The 20,045-nt window shown below is 62.5% G+C and carries 27 protein-coding genes; 7 read left to right on the top strand and 20 right to left on the bottom strand.

Features of this window, described 5'->3' with window-relative positions; translation table 11 throughout:
• Window positions 1-124: 124 nt before the first annotated feature.
• Window positions 125-349 carry a DUF2892 domain-containing protein gene (locus KHP60_RS10900; protein ID WP_311924905.1) on the bottom strand — a complete coding sequence of 75 codons (225 nt, stop codon included), beginning with the start codon at window positions 347-349 and terminating at the stop codon, window positions 125-127.
• A 212-nt stretch (window positions 350-561) separates the two neighbouring features.
• A complete protein-coding gene (locus tag KHP60_RS10895) occupies window positions 562-1,221 on the bottom strand; it encodes a L,D-transpeptidase (RefSeq protein ID WP_249688690.1) in 660 nt (219 codons plus the stop codon).
• 329 nt (window positions 1,222-1,550) lie between these two features.
• Between KHP60_RS10895 and KHP60_RS10890 the strand changes: the two genes are divergently transcribed.
• Window positions 1,551-2,129 carry a tyrosine phosphatase family protein gene (locus KHP60_RS10890; protein ID WP_213563919.1) on the top strand — a complete coding sequence of 193 codons (579 nt, stop codon included), beginning with the start codon at window positions 1,551-1,553 and terminating at the stop codon, window positions 2,127-2,129.
• Window positions 2,130-2,312: 183 nt separating this feature from the next.
• Here KHP60_RS10890 and cueR read toward each other — a convergent pair whose 3' ends face one another.
• Together cueR and KHP60_RS10880 are read right to left on the bottom strand one after the other, a co-directional pair.
• On the bottom strand, window positions 2,313-2,768 hold the full coding sequence (gene cueR, locus KHP60_RS10885) for a Cu(I)-responsive transcriptional regulator (protein WP_213563918.1): 456 nt from the start codon (window positions 2,766-2,768) through the stop codon (window positions 2,313-2,315).
• Window positions 2,765-5,302, bottom strand: a complete 2,538-nt coding sequence (locus KHP60_RS10880; RefSeq protein WP_213563917.1) for a heavy metal translocating P-type ATPase — start codon at window positions 5,300-5,302, stop codon at window positions 2,765-2,767. The genes cueR and KHP60_RS10880 overlap by 4 nt, the downstream gene beginning before the upstream one ends.
• A 251-nt stretch (window positions 5,303-5,553) precedes the next feature.
• On the opposite strand from KHP60_RS10880, the gene KHP60_RS10875 reads away from it, so the two are divergent.
• The gene (locus KHP60_RS10875; protein WP_213563916.1) at window positions 5,554-6,363 is read left to right on the top strand and encodes an endonuclease/exonuclease/phosphatase family protein; all 810 of its coding nucleotides are present in this window, start codon (window positions 5,554-5,556) and stop codon (window positions 6,361-6,363) included.
• A 105-nt stretch (window positions 6,364-6,468) separates the two neighbouring features.
• Window positions 6,469-7,266 (top strand): glycosyltransferase family 2 protein, encoded by a 798-nt coding sequence (locus KHP60_RS10870; RefSeq protein WP_213563915.1) that lies wholly within the window; start codon window positions 6,469-6,471, stop codon window positions 7,264-7,266.
• A gap of 14 nt (window positions 7,267-7,280) precedes the next feature.
• Here KHP60_RS10870 and KHP60_RS10865 read toward each other — a convergent pair whose 3' ends face one another.
• The 8 genes from KHP60_RS10865 to KHP60_RS10830 all read right to left on the bottom strand — a co-directional run bounded on the left by KHP60_RS10865 (window position 7,281) and on the right by KHP60_RS10830 (window position 12,593).
• A complete protein-coding gene (locus KHP60_RS10865; protein WP_213563914.1) occupies window positions 7,281-7,634 on the bottom strand; it encodes a RidA family protein in 354 nt (117 codons plus the stop codon).
• Between the two features lie 89 nt (window positions 7,635-7,723).
• Window positions 7,724-10,138 carry an AI-2E family transporter gene (locus tag KHP60_RS10860; protein ID WP_213563913.1) on the bottom strand — a complete coding sequence of 805 codons (2,415 nt, stop codon included), beginning with the start codon at window positions 10,136-10,138 and terminating at the stop codon, window positions 7,724-7,726.
• A 132-nt stretch (window positions 10,139-10,270) separates the two neighbouring features.
• The gene (locus tag KHP60_RS10855) at window positions 10,271-10,480 is read right to left on the bottom strand and encodes a hypothetical protein (protein WP_249688685.1); all 210 of its coding nucleotides are present in this window, start codon (window positions 10,478-10,480) and stop codon (window positions 10,271-10,273) included.
• A 152-nt stretch (window positions 10,481-10,632) separates the two neighbouring features.
• Window positions 10,633-11,064 (bottom strand): hypothetical protein, encoded by a 432-nt coding sequence (locus tag KHP60_RS10850; RefSeq protein WP_213563911.1) that lies wholly within the window; start codon window positions 11,062-11,064, stop codon window positions 10,633-10,635.
• A gap of 32 nt (window positions 11,065-11,096) precedes the next feature.
• A complete protein-coding gene (locus KHP60_RS10845) occupies window positions 11,097-11,318 on the bottom strand; it encodes a hypothetical protein (protein WP_213563910.1) in 222 nt (73 codons plus the stop codon).
• Between the two features lie 66 nt (window positions 11,319-11,384).
• Complete coding sequence (locus tag KHP60_RS10840; RefSeq protein WP_213563909.1) at window positions 11,385-11,603, bottom strand: hypothetical protein; 219 nt, start codon at window positions 11,601-11,603, stop codon at window positions 11,385-11,387.
• 46 nt (window positions 11,604-11,649) lie between these two features.
• The gene (locus tag KHP60_RS10835; RefSeq protein WP_213563908.1) at window positions 11,650-11,868 is read right to left on the bottom strand and encodes a hypothetical protein; all 219 of its coding nucleotides are present in this window, start codon (window positions 11,866-11,868) and stop codon (window positions 11,650-11,652) included.
• A 326-nt stretch (window positions 11,869-12,194) separates the two neighbouring features.
• Complete coding sequence (locus tag KHP60_RS10830; RefSeq protein ID WP_213563907.1) at window positions 12,195-12,593, bottom strand: PRC-barrel domain-containing protein; 399 nt, start codon at window positions 12,591-12,593, stop codon at window positions 12,195-12,197.
• 263 nt (window positions 12,594-12,856) lie between these two features.
• Here KHP60_RS10830 and KHP60_RS10825 point away from each other — a divergent pair, with 263 nt between their 5' ends.
• The 3 genes from KHP60_RS10825 (at window position 12,857) to KHP60_RS10815 (ending at window position 13,922) form a co-directional block, all read left to right on the top strand.
• Window positions 12,857-13,093 carry a hypothetical protein gene (locus KHP60_RS10825; RefSeq protein ID WP_213563906.1) on the top strand — a complete coding sequence of 79 codons (237 nt, stop codon included), beginning with the start codon at window positions 12,857-12,859 and terminating at the stop codon, window positions 13,091-13,093.
• A 336-nt stretch (window positions 13,094-13,429) separates the two neighbouring features.
• Window positions 13,430-13,711, top strand: coding sequence for a DUF6894 family protein (locus tag KHP60_RS10820; RefSeq protein ID WP_213563905.1), 282 nt, complete (start codon window positions 13,430-13,432; stop codon window positions 13,709-13,711).
• 40 nt (window positions 13,712-13,751) lie between these two features.
• Window positions 13,752-13,922: a hypothetical protein gene (locus KHP60_RS10815; protein ID WP_213563904.1), complete on the top strand. Its 171-nt coding sequence runs from the start codon at window positions 13,752-13,754 to the stop codon at window positions 13,920-13,922.
• A gap of 417 nt (window positions 13,923-14,339) precedes the next feature.
• Here the strand turns inward: KHP60_RS10815 and KHP60_RS10810 are convergent, their stop codons facing one another.
• The 7 genes from KHP60_RS10810 to KHP60_RS10780 all read right to left on the bottom strand — a co-directional run bounded on the left by KHP60_RS10810 (window position 14,340) and on the right by KHP60_RS10780 (window position 18,022).
• Window positions 14,340-14,561: a hypothetical protein gene (locus KHP60_RS10810; protein WP_213563903.1), complete on the bottom strand. Its 222-nt coding sequence runs from the start codon at window positions 14,559-14,561 to the stop codon at window positions 14,340-14,342.
• Window positions 14,562-14,642: 81 nt separating this feature from the next.
• Window positions 14,643-14,876 (bottom strand): hypothetical protein, encoded by a 234-nt coding sequence (locus tag KHP60_RS10805; protein WP_213563902.1) that lies wholly within the window; start codon window positions 14,874-14,876, stop codon window positions 14,643-14,645.
• A 372-nt stretch (window positions 14,877-15,248) separates the two neighbouring features.
• A complete protein-coding gene (locus tag KHP60_RS10800) occupies window positions 15,249-15,554 on the bottom strand; it encodes a hypothetical protein (RefSeq protein WP_213563901.1) in 306 nt (101 codons plus the stop codon).
• 104 nt (window positions 15,555-15,658) lie between these two features.
• The gene (locus KHP60_RS10795) at window positions 15,659-15,952 is read right to left on the bottom strand and encodes a hypothetical protein (RefSeq protein WP_213563900.1); all 294 of its coding nucleotides are present in this window, start codon (window positions 15,950-15,952) and stop codon (window positions 15,659-15,661) included.
• Window positions 15,949-16,158, bottom strand: coding sequence for a hypothetical protein (locus tag KHP60_RS10790; protein WP_213563899.1), 210 nt, complete (start codon window positions 16,156-16,158; stop codon window positions 15,949-15,951). Before KHP60_RS10790 ends, KHP60_RS10795 begins: the two co-directional genes overlap by 4 nt.
• A 138-nt stretch (window positions 16,159-16,296) precedes the next feature.
• Window positions 16,297-16,506, bottom strand: coding sequence for a cold-shock protein (locus tag KHP60_RS10785; protein ID WP_213563898.1), 210 nt, complete (start codon window positions 16,504-16,506; stop codon window positions 16,297-16,299).
• A gap of 364 nt (window positions 16,507-16,870) precedes the next feature.
• The gene (locus KHP60_RS10780; protein ID WP_213563897.1) at window positions 16,871-18,022 is read right to left on the bottom strand and encodes a sensor histidine kinase; all 1,152 of its coding nucleotides are present in this window, start codon (window positions 18,020-18,022) and stop codon (window positions 16,871-16,873) included.
• Between the two features lie 206 nt (window positions 18,023-18,228).
• Between KHP60_RS10780 and KHP60_RS10775 the strand changes: the two genes are divergently transcribed.
• Window positions 18,229-19,479 carry an alpha/beta fold hydrolase gene (locus KHP60_RS10775; RefSeq protein WP_249688684.1) on the top strand — a complete coding sequence of 417 codons (1,251 nt, stop codon included), beginning with the start codon at window positions 18,229-18,231 and terminating at the stop codon, window positions 19,477-19,479.
• A 104-nt stretch (window positions 19,480-19,583) separates the two neighbouring features.
• On the opposite strand, the gene KHP60_RS10770 is transcribed toward KHP60_RS10775, so the two are convergent.
• Window positions 19,584-19,793 carry a hypothetical protein gene (locus KHP60_RS10770; protein WP_213563896.1) on the bottom strand — a complete coding sequence of 70 codons (210 nt, stop codon included), beginning with the start codon at window positions 19,791-19,793 and terminating at the stop codon, window positions 19,584-19,586.
• Between the last annotated feature and the right edge of the window lie 252 nt (window positions 19,794-20,045).

Raw genomic sequence — 20,045 nt, 5'->3', positions numbered from 1 at the left:
GAAAGCGCGGCGCTCCACACAACCGGGATCACCGGGACAAGCCCGGTGATGACGACCGAGGGGAATATCCGGTTAGGCACCGAGGATGAGGTCGCGGTCGAAGACGATCTTGTTCGACCGCCAATCAAGTGAATCCCGGTTTGCTCGGCAGTCCCACGCGCTTGAACATCATCACCACGGGGCACATGCCGGTGAAGGATGCCTGAACCAGGTGTGCGCCGAGGAGTCCGGTGAGCCAGAGCCAGTTGATGTTGACGTATACCGCGAGCAGGACACTGACGATGATGAGCCCGCCGACGGTCAGAAGGATCGCGCGTTCCAGCGCATCGGACCCAAAAGTGGAATCCACTTTTGGGGCTCATCCGATGCTCCTCATGGGAAAGCGCATCGTTCGACGCGGAAAACCGGGGCCACTTTTCGCTGGCGCGGCCCTTCGGGTCCGCACGATGCGTGTCATGACCATGCCTCCAGCAGAGACCGGCCGATCTTACTTCAAGCCCAGACGGGACAAAAGAAAAAGGGCCGGCCTGCAGCCAGCCTTTTGGTTTATTCGCCATTGTCTCAATAGGCGGAGGACACCCGCGTTTCATCCTCCACGTCGAACAGGCGCTGGCCCTGGAGCACGACCACGGGCGAGCCGACCGGCACGCGGCTGTGGAGGTCGATGATATCCTGATTGAACAGGCGGATGCAGCCGCTTGAGACCGACTGGCCGATCGACCAGGGCTCGGTGGTGCCATGGATCCGGTACATCGTATCGCGGCCGCCGTCGTAGAGATAAAGCGCGCGTGCACCGAGCGGATTGTTCAAGCCGCCGGGCATGCCTCCGGCCCACTTGGCATTGCGCTCGGGTTCGCGCCGGATCATGGAGGCGGTCGGCGTCCAGTTCGGCCACATGGCCTTGCGGCCGACCCGGGCGCGACCGCCCCAGGCAAGGCCCTCCTTGCCGACGCCGATGCCATAGCGGATGGCCCGGCCGCCCTCGCGCACGAGATAGAGGTAGCGGGCGGCCGTGTCGACCACGATGGTGCCGGGCTCCTCGCGGCCGTAATAGGCAACCTCGCGGCGCAGGAAGCGCGGATCGACCTCGGAGATGTCGGTCGCGGGCAGCGGATGCGGCTCGTCGGGGCGGGGTCCGTACATGGCCGCATAGACGGGATCGATGCGACGCAAAGCTTGCTGCGGAGGCGCTTGTGTCGAGACACAGGCCGCTAGGGCCATCGGAAGAATAACCGCAAAGAAGCGGATTGCGTTTTTCAACGGTGAGGGGCTCGATGCCGTGGCAGCAAACATCAGTGGGGTGACCTGCAGTTTCTGTTTTTGCTTCATTCGCCGACCCTTGGGAGCGGCGGCGTTACTCTCAAAGAGACATAGCCTTGGCGGTGACGACAAGGTGGATCTCGCATGGCGGAAATGTGGCAAATCCGGACTGTGGTTTGCAAGACACAGTATTTTGAACGCATCGATCCATTTCGGCAGACGCGAGTTAACTCTTTCGACAGGTTCGCTAAGGTTTTTGTCCCATTTCAGGTGTCGAGCGAGCGTTTTCCATGCAATCCATACCCATTCAGATGCTCACGATCTGCGGCATCTCGGAACTGCCGGACCAACGCGACCGGTCCGTGACCCATATTCTCTCGATTCTCGACCCTGATCATCCCGATCCGGAGGCCTTCGGGGCCTATGATCCTCATCACAGGACGATCCTGCGCTTTCACGACATCATCAATCCGTTGCCGGGCATGATCCTGCCGGCTCCGAGGGATGTGGAGGCCATCCTTCGCTTCGGAGACGAGGTGGCCGGCGGACGGGCGGAGCCTGCGGAGGGTCACCTGCTCGTCCACTGCCACATGGGCGTCTCCCGCTCGACCGCCGCAATGCTGACCCTCATGGTCCAGGCCAACCCGAATGAGAGCGAAGACAGGTTGTTCGAGCGCCTGGTGGAAATCCGGCCGCAGGCCTGGCCGAACTCCCTCATGATCGACTTCGCGGACGAACTCCTGTCGCGCAACGGACGGCTCACGGAGGCGCTGCGCCGGCATTACCGCCGCCAGATCCAGCGCATGCCGAACTACGTGCAGCTGATGCACGATCTCGGGCGAGGCCGAGAGGTCGAGATGGCGGCGTGAGGGTGGCGCATAAATCACCGACCTGCCTCGTTACTGCCAGCTCTGACACTCTTCCCGTCATCACCGGGCTCGTCCCGGTGATCCCGATGCGGAAAAGCGCCGCGCCTCCCATCATCGGGATGGCCGGCACAAGGCCGGCCATGACGTGGAGGGGATGACGCACAAGGATTGTCTACGGCTGGTTTAACGCGCGGACGCCTTCCCCAAAGCGCCGAACTTCGCGTCCGGCTTCGTCGCAGGCGGCGTGACATCATCGTTCGCCAGTTCCTCGATGATCGGGCAATGGGGACGGGCATCGCCGTGACAGTTCCTGGCGAGATGCTTCAAGGTCGAAGCCATCTCCTGCAGCTCCCGGATCTTGCGCTCGAGCACGCCGACATGTTCGAGCGCGATCGCCTTCACGTCCTTGCTCGCCCGCTCGCGGTCCTGCCAGAGGGAGACGAGATCCGCGATCTGCTCGACCGAAAAGCCCAGGTCCCTCGACCGGCGGATGAAGCGCAGGGTATGCACGTCGTGATCCGAATAGACCCGGTATCCCGATTCCGTCCTCACGGTCTTCGGGATCAGTCCGATGGACTCGTAATAGCGGATCATCTTGGCCGAAACGCCCGAGGCCGCTGCTGCCTGTCCGATATTCATGCGACACCTTCGACGGTCTGAATGTGAGGCGCTGCCGGCGCCGGTGCGATCGGAGCCTTGAAGCCGCGCAGGCGCAGGGCATTGCCGAGAACGAACACGCTGGACAACGCCATGGCGCCGGCGGCGAAGATCGGCGAGAGCAGGGTGCCGTCGACCGGATAGAGCACGCCCGCCGCGACCGGGATCAGCAGCACGTTGTAGGCGAAGGCCCAGAAAAGGTTCTGCCGGATGTTGCGGATGGTCGCCTTCGACAGGGCGATGGCATTGACGACGCCGCGCACGTCCCCGGACATGAGCACCACGTCGGCGCTCTCGATGGCGATGTCCGTGCCGGTGCCGATGGCGATGCCGATATCGGCTTCCGCCAGCGCAGGAGCGTCGTTGATGCCGTCGCCCACGAAGGCGATCCTGCCGTGCTGCTGGCGCAGGCGCTTGACCACCTCGACCTTGCCGTCGGGCAGCACCTCGGCGACGACCTCGTCGATCCCGATCCGCTTCGCGATGGCCTCGGCGGTCTTGCGGTTGTCCCCGGTGATCATGGCGACCTTCAGCCCGAGCGCATGGAGTGCCGCAATGGCTTCCGGAGTCGAAGGCTTGACCGGATCGGCGACCGCGATGACGGCCGCGAGTTCGCCGTCGATGGCGGCATAGAGCGGGCTCTTACCCTCGGCGCCCAGACGGGCCGCAACGGCTGCGAAGTCGGAGACGGTCAGGCCGAGCTTCGTCATGAAGCGGTCCGCCCCCACATCCACCTTCCGGCCCTCGACCAGGGCCGAGACGCCGAAGCCCGGCACGGCCTCGAAGCTATCCGTGGCAGGCAGGGCTAGGCCCCGCCGCTCGGCGGCCGCCGCGGCGGCCGCCGCGATGGCCTGGGCGATCGGATGTTCGGAGCGGCTTTCCACGGCGGCGACGAGCCGCAGGGCCTCGGATTCGGAGAAGCCGGGAACCGTCACGAAATCGGTCAGTTCGGGACGCCCCTGGGTCAGGGTGCCGGTCTTGTCCAAAGCGACGACGCCGACCTCCTTGAGGCTCTGCAGGGCCTCGCCCTGGCGGAAGAGCACGCCGAGCTCCGCCGCCCGGCCCGTGCCGACCATGATCGAGGTCGGGGTCGCCAGACCCATGGCGCAGGGGCAGGCGATGATCAGCACGGCGACCGCATTCACCAGCGCGAAGGTGAGGGCCGGATCGGGACCGAGGACGAGCCAGACCAGGAAGGTGAGGGCGGCCGCCGCCATGACGGCCGGAACGAACCAGGCCGTCACCCTGTCGACGAGGGCCTGGATCGGGAGCTTCGATCCTTGAGCCTGCTCGACCATCCGGATGATCTGGGCGAGGACCGTATCGGCCCCGATGCGGTTGGCGCGGAAGGTGAAGCTGCCGGTCTTGTTGATGGTACCGCCTACCACTTCACTGCCATGAGATTTCTGTACCGGAACAGGCTCGCCGGTGATCATGGATTCATCAATAAAGGAAGAACCTTCCACCACTTCACCATCGACCGGAATCTTCTCGCCGGGGCGCACCTGGACGAGATCGTCGGCCACAACCTGGTCGAGGGGGATCTCCCGTGCCTCGCCGTTGCGCACGACGCGGGCGGTCTTCGCCTGCAGCCCCACGAGCCGCCTGATCGCCTCGGAGGTGCGGCCCTTGGCTTTTGCTTCGAGAGAACGACCCAGCAGGATCAGGGTCACGATGACGGCCGCCGCCTCGTAGTAGACGTTGTCCATGCCCTCGGGCAGGAGGCCCGGCAGGAAGGTCGCCACCACCGAATAGGCATAGGCAGCGCTCGTACCGAGAACGACCAGCGAGTTCATGTCCGGCGACCGGCGCAGGAGGGCGGGGACGCCCTTCCGGAAGAAGCGCAGACCGGGGCCGAACAGGACGAGGGTCGTCAGGGCGAACTGCAGATACCAGCTGTTGCGGTGCCCGAGCGTTCCCATCACCCAGTCATGGACGGCGGGGATGAAGTGGGAGCCCATTTCGAGCGCGAACACCGGCAGGGTCAGGATCGCCGCGATCAGCACGGCGCGCCGGAGAGCGGCGATCTCGGTGTCCCGAGCCTTCCGCTCTCGGTCCGCCTGATCATCCTCTTGTCCGACCGGCTTGGCCTTGTAGCCCGTCTGTTCGACCGCGCCGATCAGGCGGTCCACGAGGTCCGCGTTGCCGAGATAGCGGATGGAGGCCCGCTCGGTGGCAAGATTGACCGATGCATCCGCCACCCCGGGAACGCGCCTGAGCGCCTTCTCGACCCGATTGACGCAGGAGGCGCAGGTCATTCCGTCGATCTTCAATTCGATTGTGTTTTCGGACGGCTCGTAGCCTGCAGCCCGGATGGCGTCCGCGACGGCCGTAGGGTTAGCCTCGGAAGAAGCGAATTCCACATGGGCCCGTTCAGTCGCCAGGTTGACGTTTGCAGCCGCAACGCCCTCCACCGAGCGGATTGCCTTCTCCACCCGGGCAACGCAGGAGGCACAGGTCATGCCCTGAACGGGAATGTCGATGCTGTCGGTAGGGACGGGCTTGCCGGCGGCCATGGTGAATCTCCTGATCCTCATATGGGAAGACGGTGTAATCCTTCCAATCATGGGAAGGTCAAGCGGGCACGAAAAATTCTTCGGGGAGGTGCCCATCCGATGGCTCCAAGGCCTCTCCCGGCGGAACCATGGTCGAGCCTGGGTCATTGATCCGACACGTTTGCCGCTTAGGTGGCTGGGACGATTTCCTGCTTGTGCCGAATGACGCGGTGCTTTTACCTGTAACGAACGAATTGAGCCGGTACTCACCTTTGAAGCATAGCGACAAACAGGGGCGAACCCTTCGGATCCTCACCTACAATGTCCATCGCTGGCTCGGCACGGACAGGCAGATCTCACCGCATCGGATAGCTGAGGTCATCGCGTCCTGCGACCCGGACATCGTCGCGCTGCAGGAGGTTCGCGTCGGCCGCGCGCGGGCAGGGGAGATCGATCAGGCGGCCGCCGTGGCATCCAGGCTCGGCATGGATCTGCATTTCCAGCCCACGATCCGCATCCTGGGCGAGCAGTACGGCATTGCCGTGCTGACCCGCCACTCCTCCAGAATCGTGAGGTCGGAGCGGCTTCCCACGCAATCGACAAGGCCTTCCTTCGAGAAGCGCAGCGCGCTCTGGGTCGCCGTCGAGGTCGACGGTCAGACGATCCAGGTCGTCAACGCTCACCTGTCGCTGCGCTCCGGGGAGAGGCGGGCGCAGGCAGCGGCTCTCATTGGGCCGGATTGGGTCGGCCATCCGGATTGCGCAGAACCAGCCGTGCTGCTGGGCGACTTCAATGCGCCGCCTTACTCCCGGTCTTATCGGCTGATCGCAAACCGGATGCAGGATGCCCAGCTCTCCAACTCCTTCGGGGAGCCTCAACCGACTTTTCATACGAGGGCACCCGTTCTGCGCCTCGATCATGTCTTCGTGACGAAAGCCATCGAAGTGGTGGATGCCGGGCCGGTTCGGAACCCTCTGACCCGGGTGGCTTCCGATCATTTTCCGCTTCTGGCAGAGCTGCGCGTGCGCAAGCGGATCGGGCTTTCCGCGGAAGGTCAAGCCCGTGAGGGCGAGCTTCTCTGACGATCACTCTCGCTGGATCACAAGGGCGAGGTGACGGCAGCAGGCCCCCTGAAGGATTCCAAAGCCCTTGCCATGGCACTTCAGGGCGGCTAGGCACCCGGTGCCATGCTTCCTGTTTCCGTTTTCATCATTGCCAAGAACGAGGCCGACCGGATCGGAGCGACCATCCGTGCCATCCGAGGGCTGACGGACGATATCATCGTGGTCGATTCGGGCTCGACGGATGGAACCCAGGCGGTGGCCCAGGAGCTCGGCGCCCGGGTGATCTTCAATCCCTGGCCTGGCTACGGGCTCCAGAAGCGCTTCGCAGAGGACCAGTGCCGGCACGAGTGGCTGCTGAACCTCGACGCGGATGAGGAGGTCTCACCGGAATTGCTGGCCGAGATGCGCGCTCTGTTTGCCCATGGCGAGCCGCCCTGCCAAGCTTATGGAATCCGGATCGCCGAGACGTATCCAGGCGAGACCGCCCCCCATCCTTTGGCTTATCGGATCGCCCCCGTCCGCCTCTATCGCCGGGATGCCGGCCGGTATTCCTCCTCCCTCGTCCATGACCGGGTCGATCTGAGGCCCGGAATCAATATCGGCAAGCTGAAGGGGCTCGTGCATCACAGGTCCGTGCGCTCTCTCGGCGATCAGCTCGCCAAGCTCAACAGCTATGCCGACCAGCAGGCCGTAGATCTCGAGGTGAGGGGAATCTCGATTCCCACATGGCGGGTCTATTTCGAGTTTCCCGCCGCCTTCCTGAAGGCCTATTTCGGGCGACTGCACTTTCTGCGCGGCACCTATGGCTTCCTGATCGCCATGAACTACGCCACGTGGCGTCACCTTCGCCTGGCGAAGCACTACGAGCGCAAGCGTCTGGGAGCTCTCGCGAAATCGAGCGCCCGGACGGAGCGCGCCTGAGCGGCAATCGCGGGTCAGAGGGCGGCGATGACCTGGATCTCGAGCTTGTAGTCCGGGTCGGCCAGCTTCGCCTCGACACAAGCACGCGCCGGAGCCTGCCCCGGGACCACCCAGGCGTCCCAGACCGCGTTCATCTCGTCGTAGAAGGCAATGTCCGCCAGCCAGATCGTCGCCTGCAGAAGCTTGGACTTGTCGCTGCCGACCTCGTCGAGAGACTGCTCGATCTGCCCGAGGATGTCCTTGGTCTGGTCCGAGACCGCTAGGCCCAGGGTCGTCTCTGGCACGTAGCCGGAGAAGTAGGCCGTCCCATCATGGATCACGAGGTCGCTGTAGCGGGCGGCAATGCCGACCCGTCTGATGTCTGTCACGGTCCCGCTCTCCTCATGTCCGGCCACCACCGTTCCGGCTCCTACCACAGGTCAGGCCTCTGCGACAGCAAAGCCGCTCCAATGCCTCATCAGAGCCGGTTGGCACCTGCGCTTGGAACAGCCATCCGGGAGTGGCTTTCGCTGTCCGAGGTTTGACGCTCGAGGTCGGCCACCAGCTCGTCGGCCATCGCCTGAAGACGCTGGCGGTCGGGTTCCGGGAACTGGCGCGGCCGGGTATCGATGACGGAGAGGGAACCAACCACCACTCCGGAGCGCGTCCGCAGAGGGGCTCCGGCGTAGAAGCGGATGCCTTTCTCAAGAACGAGCGGATCATCGGCGAACCTCGGATCCTCGGTTACGTCCTCGGACACGAGCACTTCGTTCGCCGCCATGACGTGGGCGTCCAACGACTCGTGAGCCGGCCGCCCGCTGGCATGGGGATCTACGGCAGCATCCGCGGCCTCATTCCTGGGGCGGCCGCCCTCGTTGTACAGGGACACGAGGGCGATCGGTGCGCCAAATGCTTGGGCGACTTTCCTGGATACCTCGTCAAAACGCCGCCCGCTCACGGAGGCCACGCCGAGTTCGTGCAGCGCCTCGAGTTGCTCTTGCTCTGTGCCGGGATGGGCCGGGGACGTCCCGGCCGAAGACGGGGTGCGGGTCACCCATGCATCCACCTGATCGATACAGACCTCAAGGGAGGTGAACGCCGCATCGGCCGCCATCTGCTTTGCGAGCGCATCCGTCTGCCCTATGCCGGGCGCCGGGTTCCAGCAGCAGACGGCGAGCTTCACGTGGGGCGCTCGGCGGCGGAGGCGGCGGCAGATGTAGCGTGCATACACCTGCGGCTGCGGGTGGAGATAGGACAGGCAGACGACGTTCACGCCTTGGAGATCGAGTTGCCCCAAAGCCCCCTGGGTGACGGCGATCGGCGGTAGGACACGCGCACCGATGCCACGCTCTCCAAGCGCCTGCGCCATCATCTCGGCCGCCGCGCGATCAAGTTCCGTACGTCCGGCCAGACAGAGGATACGCGCCTCATCGGCAGGCGGCACGCGGCCTCCGCCCGCCTTGTCGTTCGGCTCGTCGTCGGAGGTTGCCTTTTCCCGAACGTGATCTTCGACCTCCCGGACGACGCAGATGGCGGTATCGGCGACGAGCCGCCTGTAACTGGTATCCGTGGTGCTGCGCTGGCGGTCGTTTTCGGCCAGACGAAGGGCCGGGATGCCGACATTGTCGTAGAACTCGCGGGACGAGCGCTCGTCGACATAATCTTCAGCCAACTCTACCGCCTCCTCCAGATTGCCGGCGAGCAGGCGCTGATAGAGACGCTCCTCCGGCGCGAGCACCGGATCGCTTCCAAGGAGGATCCCCAGGAATTCGAGCCGCGGCACGTACCGGCCGATCACGACGAGGCAGACGGTCAGGGGCGTTGCCAGGAACAGCCCGACCGGCCCCCACAGGGTGGTCCAGAAGATCGCCGCCATGATGATGGCGAGCGACGACAGGCCGGTGCTGGAGCCGTAGAGCCACGGCTCGATGACGTTGTTGCTGACGAGTTCCGCTATGAGGAACAGTCCCACGACCCAGAACAGCATGGTCCAGCCGGGATCGACAGCCACCGCCAGGGCGATGGGAAACAGGGCTGCGAGGAAGGGACCGAGATAGGGAACGAACCGCAGCACCGCTGCGAGCAGCCCCCACAGCACTGCGTTGGGCACGCCGATGAAGTAGAGGGCGATGCCGATCGGAATGCCGTAACTCAGGTTTACCAGGAGCTGCATCAGGAGGTAGCGGCTGACCCGGGCGGCCGCATCGTTGATGGCCTGTGTGCTCTTCTGAAGATCGCCCGCTCCGGCAAGCTTGATGAAGCGGTCTCGCAGATCCTCCCGCTCGAGCAGTACGAAAATCACAAAGATGATGACGAGGCCGGCGGTGGCGAGCGGCGCGAGCAGAGGGCCGACGATCGTTTGGATCACCTCTAGCGGGCGGGGGCTGGGAGGCTCCAACCGCACGGTGACGGGCTCCTGCGGCGTGCCGCGGAGCGCGGGGCCGGGGGCCTGCACCGGCTTGTCCTCGGACGTCTCCCCGCCGGAGATTTCCTTGCCGAGATCCTGAATGGTGCTGGTGACCTTTTCAACAATGCCGCCGCCTGGGGCGGTTTGCTGCAAGGAACGGATCTTCTGGGTGATGGTGGTCTGGTAGGTCGGTAGGTTGTTGGCGAGCTGGACGAGCTGTCGGCCGACGACGAAGCCGATGCCGCCGATGAGGATGAAAGCCAGCGTGACGGCAATGAGTACGGCGGCTATCCGAGGCAGTTTCAGGCGCCGGAGCCAATTTACCAACGGGGTGAGCGCAAAGCTCAGGAGGATCGCAAGGGCAAAGGGGATGAAGATGTCCCGGCCGAAGTAGAGCCCCCCGATCGCCAGGACGATGCCGCCCGCCGTCAGGACGGGAGAGCTTGCGGGCTGCGCGACGGATGGAGGCAGGGCCGGATCGGCCATGGGACGAGGCTCTCAGCTCAGGTTGTTCATGGGACAACCCCGGCGCCGGCCCATTGGATCCCCCGGGCCTTCCACCGGCGGGGCGAGAGCACACAAGGGGTAGGATCACAGGCTATGTCGCCTTGAGGTGCCTTAGCCCTGTGGATTCCAGAAAAACACCTCATCGCCGTTCGGGTCCAGGATCCGCAGCGCATCCGGCCTTTGCGGCATGTCCAGGGTCTCGAACATGGATCGGGCTCTCACCTTTGCCTCCTCCAAATCCGTCGTGTCGTGTTCAACAGACCCGAGCACGGCGTGAGCTTTGTCGGTGTCGCGGATCCGGAAGAACTCGATGACGAACATCACAGGAACTCCGCCTTGCTAGATGTATGGGTGTAGGTTGCGGCATGCCAAGAAACCAGACTGATCGACCAACATTGCCTCTTCGCTATGCACTCTCGAAAACGCGCTGAATCGGATTCAGCGCGCTGTGTATCATCCTTGAAGCTGAGGACTCACCCCAGGGGCGCTTCAGCTTCCGAGGCGGTGTCAGCATCGCTCCGTGCGAGGAGGGCCTGCAGGACCGCCAGAGTGGCCTCATCGGCTGCCGATGCCGCCAGCTCGAAGACGGCGATGGCGTAGGCCTCGGCATCATCGGCGCGCGCTTCCAGCAGATAGGTCTTGTGGTTCTCTTTCCAATGCGCTCTGTCAGAGACGGAGCCGGCCCTTTTCTCCGCGAGCCATGTCTTGACCCTGATATTGGCTGCTTCGACGGTAACGCGATTGTCATAGATGCGCTGCTCAACTCGGTCCAGCTGGCTCTCAAGCAGGTCCTGCGACTTGTCGAAAGCTGCTACTCCATTCGATTTGAGTGCCTCGAGGCGGCGGTCAATACCGTGAAGTTTGATGCGCAGCTCGTCACAAAGGCGGCTCATGCGCTCACTCATGCGTGTCTCCTGTGAGATCGTACCATAAACGATCAAGGGGAGAGCGGATCTGGCCCTTCCGAAGACTGCCACTCTTGGCTTGATTGACTGACGATCCCCGTGCTGAAAACTTTCGCCCCTGGCCCGGCAGCTTTGGCTTCCGTCACTGCGGCGTTAATGCCCAAAAGGCGGGAATCGTACTCCCCGTGATGTTTGCCATTCACCCGGATGCGCCAAGCGCCATGATGTCGAACGACATAGAACTCCGTTGCCATCAAGATCTCCCTTATTATCCGTTCGGACCGAGCGCACAGCTACCCAACTCAACCCTCTGGGGAATATTAGAATTGCTTGCCTGCCATCCAGCCTTGAACATCAGCTTTGGCGATCTCATACGGCAGGCTGTATCTCACCTTCACCAGCGTGATCAGCTGCTCTTCATTCTTGATCTGCGACAGGTCCAAAGGAGTTAGGCAGCTCCACTGACGCTTTGCGTCGTCCCGATATCCAGTCTTGCGAGTGACAGTCTCTTTGCTTTCGCCGCCCTGATAGCCAAACATCGTCGCCTCCATCAATGGGGCTGGTCTCACTCATGCAGCGACCGGCTCAAAGCTGCTTATCCAGGACCCAGAATTCAACATCCCGGATGGCCTGCTCATGGGAGAGACTGTATCTCTCCTCGACCCGTTCGATGAGCTCTGACGTGGTTCGCACCCCTGACAACTCTGCCGCCGTCAGCCGCAGCCACGTTGCCTGCGCTCCCTGCACAGCGAAGGGCATAAGGCCAGGATCACCATGATCCTGATAATGCTCAAGATCGAACATGGGGTGTTTTCTCATACACATGCCGGGCCTCCTCGAAAGAGCCCCATCCTCCTCCAAACCAAACTTGGCATGGAGCGAAAATGACAGGCACTGACAAGTTCGTATCAGTTGATATGGGAATTGGTCAGAGAATTACATCGAGGACGATAAATAAAATCAAAAAAGTAGGGGCCGATAACTGGTATATTGCAAACGAATATAGTTTTTGCGAAATAATCGCGTTTGGAGATTAGGTACTTGCGCCCCGCGCGAAGCCTTATTCACCCGTGTAATTTCGGAACATTGGGCCAGACGCTATTCTCTGTGTTGATGATTGGTGAGGAGGATCAGCGCTCCCATTTGCCTTCGTAGCGAAACTCCGGAGCTGCTTTGAGCTGCTCAAGATCAGCGTTCATCGTGGCCTGCCACTTGCCCTCGGCCTCTAGGTACTTGATCGAGATCGCAGATGGATCCACGGCCGTGTAGCGTTGGCTGACGCCCAGGATCTCACCGACAGAGAGCACCACACCACTGATCTGCCCACCCTCGAAGACGACATCTTCAATCCTGCCCATGCTCTGGCCGGTCGAGCTAAGGACGGTCAGTCCGATTAAGCGCGAACTGAGGATCGCATTGTTGCTGATCGTGATGAACTTGGGGGCGTCTGAGGCGGGCGGGGTGCTCTGGGCATGAGACACATCGGCCAATCCGAGGGCGGACAGAACGATAATCGCGGAAATACGCATCGGGCTTGTCCCGGGATGAGGGCCTGGCGTCAGTCTCTGCGGGAATAGTGGCCGATTTTGGAGGATCCCCCCGCGCCGTCGAAGGCAGGAACTGGCAGCCTCCGGCACGAGGACAACAGCGCATCTGCCAGCTTACGACAAACAACATGGGAAACGTGAAACGGATCGGGATATCGAGAAGGTGATGCTTGGCTTACGAATCGGGGTAGCGACCACCATATGAAAGCTTGGAGCCGCACGATGTGCTCCCTGAGGAGCGATCCATGCGGATGATGATGGCGACAGCCCTGCTTGCCATGTTGATGACAACTCAAGCCACAGATGCCAAGGACAGAGGTGAGCCACAGGCAGGGACCCCCAAAGTGTCTGCATCGAAGTCGTATACCGCCGAGGAGTCGGCGGCTCTGGGAAGAGCCGCCCGGGTCAAGGCGGAGGCGCAAGAGCGGATCTGGGATCGCAAGATGAAGATCATCGCGAGAGGTATCTGCACAGGTTGCTAAGCCGTGTGCGGAAAATGTGGGCATCGGACCGCCGAGCCGTCGCCGAAGGGTGACATGACCTTTGTAAGGTCTTAGCCTGAGAGGGCTGTGCGCGATTTTCGCCAGCAGGCGGCGATCCCCGAGCTCCGTGTCCGGAAGGCAGATCCGCTGGAGTGCCGAGCAACGCTCCGATAGCTGCTTGATCCCGGACATGGTCATCAAAATGTCGGGTAGATGTCCTACATTTCTACGATGGGCAAAGATCCGAAGACGTCAGGTCAGCAGGAGGATCTCAAACGGTGGGATGATGAGGGTGGCGCGCCTCGATCAGGTCACCCCTCCCATGAGCCTTCTTCCGTGCCTGCGCCTAAGCTGGAAACGGCTCTATACTACTTCAACGTTCGGACTGGGAGCGATCTCCTGGAGGATCCCGAAGGAGACACTTATCCTGATCTTCATGCGGCGCGGGACGGCGCCATCGCCAAGGCGCGCGATCTGCTCCAAGAGGGCGGGCAGAAGGGCGAGGACCGGCGAAGCTGGCATGTCGAGATCATGGACAGAGCAAACCAACATGTTCTGACGGTTGGGTTTTCAGAAGCCGTTGACCCAAAAGCAAGCGGCAAAGCTGAGGCGGAATGACGGCGTCCGCACAGGGGTGATCGACGAAAGAGAACGAGTTATGAGCAAAAGCCATCTCAGCCTCACGCAACGCGTCGTGAATTCGGTCTGGAAAGCCGTAAGGATGCTGGAGGATCGTCCTGCTCCGATCCCGAAGGTAAAGCTCGACGGGCGGCGCGGCTATGGCGACCGCGATATTCCGTCGCCGGATCGAGCCCCGGACAACGATTGATCCGAGGCCCAGGCTCACGCTACGCGGGCTGTGCCGTGGCCCCGCTGCACGACGGAGCTTGTCCATGGCAAGTTCCAGTCTCAATCCAGTATTCATGACGCACATAGGCAGCGAGCCGGCGTCGCCCGATGGATGTGCGCTTGTACATCCTGGGGCGCTGACCTTCGTGGGGCTGCCGGGATGCATGCACATCCCACGATCCATGTGATCTACAGGATTGCCGAGAAGCCCCGTTTGGCATCGCGGGCCTCCGTCCGTGCATCGGCAAGGTTGGCCGAAATCGCCCCCTGGATTGACGATCTCCCATCATCGGAAACGGACTGAAGGCGTACGAATGGCGGGAATGCAAGGCATCAGGAGGAGCGTTATCAGTGCCTCAGAAAGTATTGCGTGGAGCTGACAAAAGCTGACCGGCAATCAAGGAGACTGAGCGTCACGAAGAGCAATACGCGCAAGCTCGCCTCTGATCGCCAGGGCAGTCTTTGCGCCAATGCCTGGAAGCCGCTCGACCCGGTCGGCAATGGCGGTGAGTTGAGCGAGCGTCGTAATGTTTTCTCGATCCAGCACGTTCCAGGCGTTGAGTGGCAGACGCAGACCTCGAATGGGTCCCTCGCAGTCCTCGAAAAGTCCCTTATGCATCAGCTTTCCTCCCCGGTTTTCCACGTTCCGTCGCCATCCTCGATACTGTAACTGCCGCCACGAGGCGCCAGCCTACCGGCATCAAGGAGTGGAGCTGTCCCTTCGCACGAAGGCCGGCAATCGCTCTGTATCGTCTTCCTCTTCGAGGTCCGCAGCGTCCAGGATTTCATCCAGGACATCTGCCATATCCTCAATCTGTTCAAAGCTTGCCGTCACGGCCAGCCTTGAGCCGTCCTCAAGCTCGATGATGAGCTGCGGGTCGCCCTCTGCTGACGAAGAGATCAGGAAACGTGAAAGTCGATGTGCCTCAGGCATGGTGTTCTCCGGTTGTCTGTCGGCTGTCTGAAGATCGCAAATGAAGCAGCCGGTTGCCTCTCAAAGCTGATGCGGTTGCAAACCGCACCCGTGCTCCTGGGCCGATCAGCGCATCACACAACTCCGCGTGCAGGATGCCGCCGCGCCTGATGGGTCGACCAGGATGCATCCGGGTCACCTACGGAGATGCTATCGCTTACCACCGGGCGGTTTCGCGGGGGCACTGCCTTTGCTCTGGTTCGCAAAGGATGAAGCCGCCACGGCGGGCTTCGGCTTTTCCTTCTTCGGCTTCTTTGCCTCGCGATTGCCGCGTTGTTCGCCTCTGGCCATCGATGGTCTCCATTGTCAGTGAGGTCTGGGAGAAAGATCGTCTCAGTCGTGGGTCGGCTTGTCGAGCAGATGATCGAAGTCCGCCAGCACCCGGTCGATCAGCTTGCGGCGGCGCAGATCGGCTGCGTCCAAACTCTGTGTGAACAGACCCAGCAGGTAGCGTGCCTTCTCGACGGCTTCCGGCCAATCGGTGGCAGGCGCTGCCGCGAGCAGATCCTCAAGCTTCGCTTGCCTTGCGTGCAGCGCCGCTTGATCGGCTTCGACCTCGGACCGCAGACGGCGAAGGTCGGTGGCCTTCTGAGCCGCCATGCCGCGATGTGCGTCGAGATTGGTCGGATCATCAACCATGCTGCAGTTCCTCTCTGCGGATTTCTTGCGAGTCCGGAAACGAATGTACCACCGACCGCGCCGTCGGACTCATCTGTTATTCGCCTCCGTGCGCGAGGCGCCGGTTAAGCCCGCTCGGCGAGCAACCGGGCCAACATCCTGGCCTGCTGCGTACTCTCGCCCATAGGCTCGGGCGTGACGAGGTGCCACTCGTGTGCTCGAAGCGCCCAGGCGACATCGGAGAGGCTGCCGAGCGGTTCGTGCGGCCATGCAGGCTCTCCCGTTGCCGTGAGGATCATAAATTGCCGTGATGTCTTTCTGCCGATGCGGGCGACGTAGAGGGTTTGGTGGTCGTGGCGCAGCAGCGCGACGGGATCGTAGACCTGCGATCCGTCAAAGAAGGCCGCGCCGCTGGTCAAAGATCCGACGCCCGGGCGGCGATCTGGCTTTCGCGCACGGCCCGCTCGCCGAAGCCGGACGACCTGATCCGGTACGACACCTCGCCGGTCTGATCGGCCGGCATGAGGCGCGTCACCTCGTAGATGCCGCTGGCCGTCGCCCGCTTGTCGGAGAAGGTCGGGTGGGTGATGCGGACCAGCTGATGGACCTTGTACTTGTGCGACATCGGGTTCTCCTGACGCTCAGCTCTTACGGGCAGGGCGGATGACCGCCGGGGCGGTAAGCAACAAAAAAGCCGCCCCACGGGGGAGCGGCTTTGCGGCTTGGGCGGCGCAGGCTGATGTCCTGAGCCGATCATCGCTGCTTATGCCGTCTCGATGTTGTTGACGGCGACCTTGCCGGAGCGGCGGTCTTCGGCGGTGTCGAAGGAGACCTTCTGGCCTTCGACGAGGCCGCGCATGCCGGCGCGCTCGAGCGCGGTGGCGTGGACGAACACGTCCTTGCTGCCGTCGCTGGGCTGGATGAAGCCGAAGCCCTTCATGTCGTTGTAGAATTTCACGGTGCCCGTAATCATGGGAAGATCCTTAGGTTAGGCTGGAAGTGCACGTGAGCACAGGCGCGCAGAAGCGCGGCCTCAACTCGGTTCGTCGATGTAATGGTAAGAGAGTCCGAACGTGCGCCTGGCAGAACCAAAAGCGAAACGACCCGATTGTCCGGCCAAAATCCGATAAAACTATATAGACTCTTTCCCGGTTGATAACAAGTGCTGCGTGTCTTCGCACTTGATTTGGACAGATCTTGCCTGTCTCCGACGTAATTCGAAGACAGGACTGTATCTGGCGGAGCACGAATGCTCTCAGACTTTATCAGGCTCGTCCCATTCACCCGCTGCCGCAGGTCTGAACATGCGCGAGATCGATGACAGCTTGCCGTGGGTCCTAAAGTCGGGTGCGACTATCCATGGGATCGGGGGCAGACACGCGACACGGAAGGGGGACCGCCAGGTGCGCCCGCAGCCCTTCCGGTTGGTAGGAGATCATGGCACGCGCACCGATCTGACTGCTCAGGACGCGTTCGAGGAGTTGGGAGCCGACGCCCCTCCGGCCTGGCGGACTGAGGACCGGACCGTTCCGCTCAACCCACTCGATGGTGAGTTCGCGCCGGCCCTGCTCCTCCTCGAGAGCCCATGAAACCACGACGGACGCGCCAGGCGCCGACAGGGCTCCATACTTAACGGCGTTCGTCGTCAGCTCATGGATGGCCATTCCGAGTGGTATGGCGGTGGCTGAAGGGAGATCAACAGCCGGGCCGTCGAGGAGCACCCGGCCAGGGAAGCCGTCATCGTAGGGCTCCAGCTCATTGCATAGAAGATCTCGAATGGAGATTGCCTGCCACTCGTCTTCCGCGAGGTGCGAATGAGTCCGCGCCAGTGCCATGATCCTGCCCGTGAAAGCCTGCTGGAACTCCTCGATCGATGTTGACGCGCGAGCGGTCGAACTCATGATGGCCTGAACGGTCGCGAGCATGTTCTTGACCCGGTGGTGCAACTCACGCACCAGCAGCTCCTGCTGATTCTCCGCGCGCTTTCTGTCGGTAATGTCCACCAGCATATTGACTGCGCCGACAAGCGCGCCTGACGCGTCGTGCAGCGGGGTTGGAAACGGAATGAACGGGACCCTGGTGCCATCCGGGCGCTCGGCAATGGCTTCCGCACCTCTGATTGCGCGATCCTCCTTGAGGGCGATCGCCATCGGGCATTGATCGTGTGGCAGAGGAGTTCCGTCCGGCCAGAAGAGCCGCCAGGACCCGCACCACTCGCTCTTGCCGAGTTCGGGCCGACAGCCCCACAACGCGGCAGCGGCTTCGTTGTAGAAGGTGATGCGTCCGCCTGCGTCCGTTGTGTATACCGCCGCAGGCAGGGCATCGAGCAGTTGGCGGAAGCGGCGGTCGCGTCCCCGGTCTCGTAGCCGTAACCCACTCGCCCCATGGCCCTTATGGACGACTTTTCCACGTGAGTCCTTCGAGTGCTGATCGAGCACCCGGCCGAATTCCGACTCAAGGAGTGTGAGATGTAGATCCTGGTTCGACATGGGCCCCTGGTAATCAGCCGGGGCCAAACCGGGCTGCTGCATAACCCCTGACAACATGCCTACACTGGAAAGGCTCCGCCTCGGTCCATCGAAGCTGCGCACATGAAGTCGTTTGTTGGAACGGGCGTGTGCATTGGATTTGTGCGCTGCAGCAACCGACTTGCTTCTCGGGCGTTCCCCACGATCATCACCAATGGAGAGTGCGCATGTCTCGCATGAAGACGAACGTCGATGAGAGCCCGCGCACCGCGGCAGGCGCGGCCCCTTATTTTGCCGAACAGCAACAGGGCAACACCCGTCGCCACAGGCAGAAGACTGCTAGGTCGGGCGGCACGCCTCGTCCTAAGCAGAGCTCTCATTCGAGCCATTGGCGCTGGCTTGCACCGGTCCTGGCAGGCTCGGCCGCAGCGCTTGGCGCAGCTGTTCTGTACAATCGACAGAGAGCCGGGGCTGCCGAGCGCAAGACGCCGCCGATGGGCCGGTTTCTCGATGTTGATGGCGTGCGCCTGCACTACATCGAGCGCGGCGAGGGCGAGCCTGTCGTGCTGATCCATGGCAACGGCACCATGATCCAGGACTTTACCGTCAGCGGCCTCGTGGACCGGCTGGCGTCCCGCTACAGGGTGATCGTGATTGATCGTCCTGGTTATGGCTACAGCAGCAGACCTCGCCAGCTCTGGACCCCACGGGCCCACGCGAAGCTCTTCCGGCGTGCCTTGAAGCAGCTCGGCGTTGAACAAGCNCTGGCGTCCCGCTACAGGGTGATCGTGATTGATCGTCCTGGTTATGGCTACAGCAGCAGACCTCGCCAGCTCTGGACCCCACGGGCCCACGCGAAGCTCTTCCGGCGTGCCTTGAAGCAGCTCGGCGTTGAACAAGCGGTCATCCTGGGGCACTCGTGGGGCACCCTGGTTGCGGTCGCCCTCGCCGTGGAGTATCCAGCGCTCGTGGGCAGCCTCGTGCTTGCCTCAGGGTACTACTACCCGACCTTGCGGGCCGACACGTTTCTGTTCTCCCCGCCGGCTGTTCCCGTGATCGGCGACGCCATGCGCCACACCATCTCTCCCCTGGTCGCCCGCGCGATGCTGCCGGGCCTGATCAAACAAATGTTCGCGCCAGCGGAGGTGCCGGAGCGGTTCGATCGCCTGTTCCCGAAGAAGATGATGCTGCGACCGTCGCAGCTTCGCGCCGCGGCAGAGGATGCAGCCCTCATGACCCCATCAGTGATGGAGCTGCATCATCACTACAGCGAACTCAAGATGCCGATCACGATCATCACAGGCGCCGACGATCAGATTGCCGATGTGGGCCGTCAATCGGAGCGCCTGCATCGGGAGCTGCCGCAGAGCGAGTTCATCGCGCTCCCGGGACTCGGACACATGGTCCATCACTTGGCTCCTGACGCTGTCGCCAACGCGGTGGAGCGAGCCGCGCAGAAGGCTCGCCCCCCGCTCTGAGCCTCAAGATCCGGGCTCCATGATCTCAGGCTGATATGGCCGGAGGCTAGGCCTGACAGGGGAGGTATCCGCGGGCCCGAATGGCCACGCCACCGAAACGTTTGCTAGCCGTGACCGCGGTTCTGCTTGCGGTTGTCCACCCCTTCGTTCGCCTGGCCTTGGCCTTGCGCCTTGGGAACGCCACCGCCGCCATCGCCATGATGCGGATGATGCCCGGCATCCTTGCTGTGGCCCTTCGGAACAGCCTCGTCGCTTCGGTCGGGCGCGTGCCCCTTCTGCTTCTCGCTGCGGTTGTTGTGGTTTCTGCTGGTCATGATCTGCCTCTAGCTGCGCTTCTGAGTGACTTTCTCAGCGCGTGATCCTGAAGGCTGACTTTTGATCCGCCTTGCCTTCTTCCAGGACGGCCTCATGCGAGCTTTCTTGGCCATGACATCTCCTTTGGTCTGCAGTGATCATCAAATTTTGAACGCGTCCTAGCTCCGGCCGCCGGACATGTCGCTCGGCGCCCGGCCGTCTGTTCCGGTCCCAGGATCAAGCGGCTTCGCTTCCGTGTTGCCGTCTCCGGT

It is taken from the genome of Microvirga sp. 3-52 (assembly GCF_018383585.1).
In the GTDB taxonomy this organism is placed as follows: domain Bacteria; phylum Pseudomonadota; class Alphaproteobacteria; order Rhizobiales; family Beijerinckiaceae; genus Microvirga.
The sequence above is the reverse complement of the archived record's forward strand: the minus strand, read 5'-3'. Positions and strand labels throughout refer to the sequence as shown.

Bases quoted from the DNA above. Each gene is read 5' to 3' on its own strand.
- KHP60_RS10845 (WP_213563910.1), bottom strand. From the start codon at position 11,318: ATGGCAACGGAGTTCTATGTCGTTCGACATCATGGCGCTTGGCGCATC.
- KHP60_RS10850 (WP_213563911.1), bottom strand. From the start codon at position 11,064: ATGAGTGAGCGCATGAGCCGCCTTTGTGACGAGCTGCGCATCAAACTT.
- KHP60_RS10810 (WP_213563903.1), bottom strand. From the start codon at position 14,561: ATGCATAAGGGACTTTTCGAGGACTGCGAGGGACCCATTCGAGGTCTG.
- KHP60_RS10785 (WP_213563898.1), bottom strand. From the start codon at position 16,506: ATGATTACGGGCACCGTGAAATTCTACAACGACATGAAGGGCTTCGGC.
- KHP60_RS10835 (WP_213563908.1), bottom strand. From the start codon at position 11,868: ATGTTCGATCTTGAGCATTATCAGGATCATGGTGATCCTGGCCTTATG.
- KHP60_RS10855 (WP_249688685.1), bottom strand. From the start codon at position 10,480: ATGTTCGTCATCGAGTTCTTCCGGATCCGCGACACCGACAAAGCTCAC.
- KHP60_RS10830 (WP_213563907.1), bottom strand. From the start codon at position 12,593: ATGCGTATTTCCGCGATTATCGTTCTGTCCGCCCTCGGATTGGCCGAT.
- KHP60_RS10880 (WP_213563917.1), bottom strand. From the start codon at position 5,302: ATGGCCGCCGGCAAGCCCGTCCCTACCGACAGCATCGACATTCCCGTT.
- KHP60_RS10895 (WP_249688690.1), bottom strand. From the start codon at position 1,221: ATGGCCCTAGCGGCCTGTGTCTCGACACAAGCGCCTCCGCAGCAAGCT.
- KHP60_RS10805 (WP_213563902.1), bottom strand. From the start codon at position 14,876: ATGCCTGAGGCACATCGACTTTCACGTTTCCTGATCTCTTCGTCAGCA.
- KHP60_RS10790 (WP_213563899.1), bottom strand. From the start codon at position 16,158: ATGTCGCACAAGTACAAGGTCCATCAGCTGGTCCGCATCACCCACCCG.
- KHP60_RS10770 (WP_213563896.1), bottom strand. From the start codon at position 19,793: ATGACCAGCAGAAACCACAACAACCGCAGCGAGAAGCAGAAGGGGCAC.
- KHP60_RS10840 (WP_213563909.1), bottom strand. From the start codon at position 11,603: ATGTTTGGCTATCAGGGCGGCGAAAGCAAAGAGACTGTCACTCGCAAG.
- KHP60_RS10780 (WP_213563897.1), bottom strand. From the start codon at position 18,022: ATGTCGAACCAGGATCTACATCTCACACTCCTTGAGTCGGAATTCGGC.
- KHP60_RS10890 (WP_213563919.1), top strand. From the start codon at position 1,551: ATGCAATCCATACCCATTCAGATGCTCACGATCTGCGGCATCTCGGAA.
- KHP60_RS10825 (WP_213563906.1), top strand. From the start codon at position 12,857: ATGCGGATGATGATGGCGACAGCCCTGCTTGCCATGTTGATGACAACT.
- cueR (WP_213563918.1), bottom strand. From the start codon at position 2,768: ATGAATATCGGACAGGCAGCAGCGGCCTCGGGCGTTTCGGCCAAGATG.
- KHP60_RS10860 (WP_213563913.1), bottom strand. From the start codon at position 10,138: ATGGCCGATCCGGCCCTGCCTCCATCCGTCGCGCAGCCCGCAAGCTCT.
- KHP60_RS10800 (WP_213563901.1), bottom strand. From the start codon at position 15,554: ATGGTTGATGATCCGACCAATCTCGACGCACATCGCGGCATGGCGGCT.
- KHP60_RS10870 (WP_213563915.1), top strand. From the start codon at position 6,469: ATGCTTCCTGTTTCCGTTTTCATCATTGCCAAGAACGAGGCCGACCGG.
- KHP60_RS10815 (WP_213563904.1), top strand. From the start codon at position 13,752: ATGAGCAAAAGCCATCTCAGCCTCACGCAACGCGTCGTGAATTCGGTC.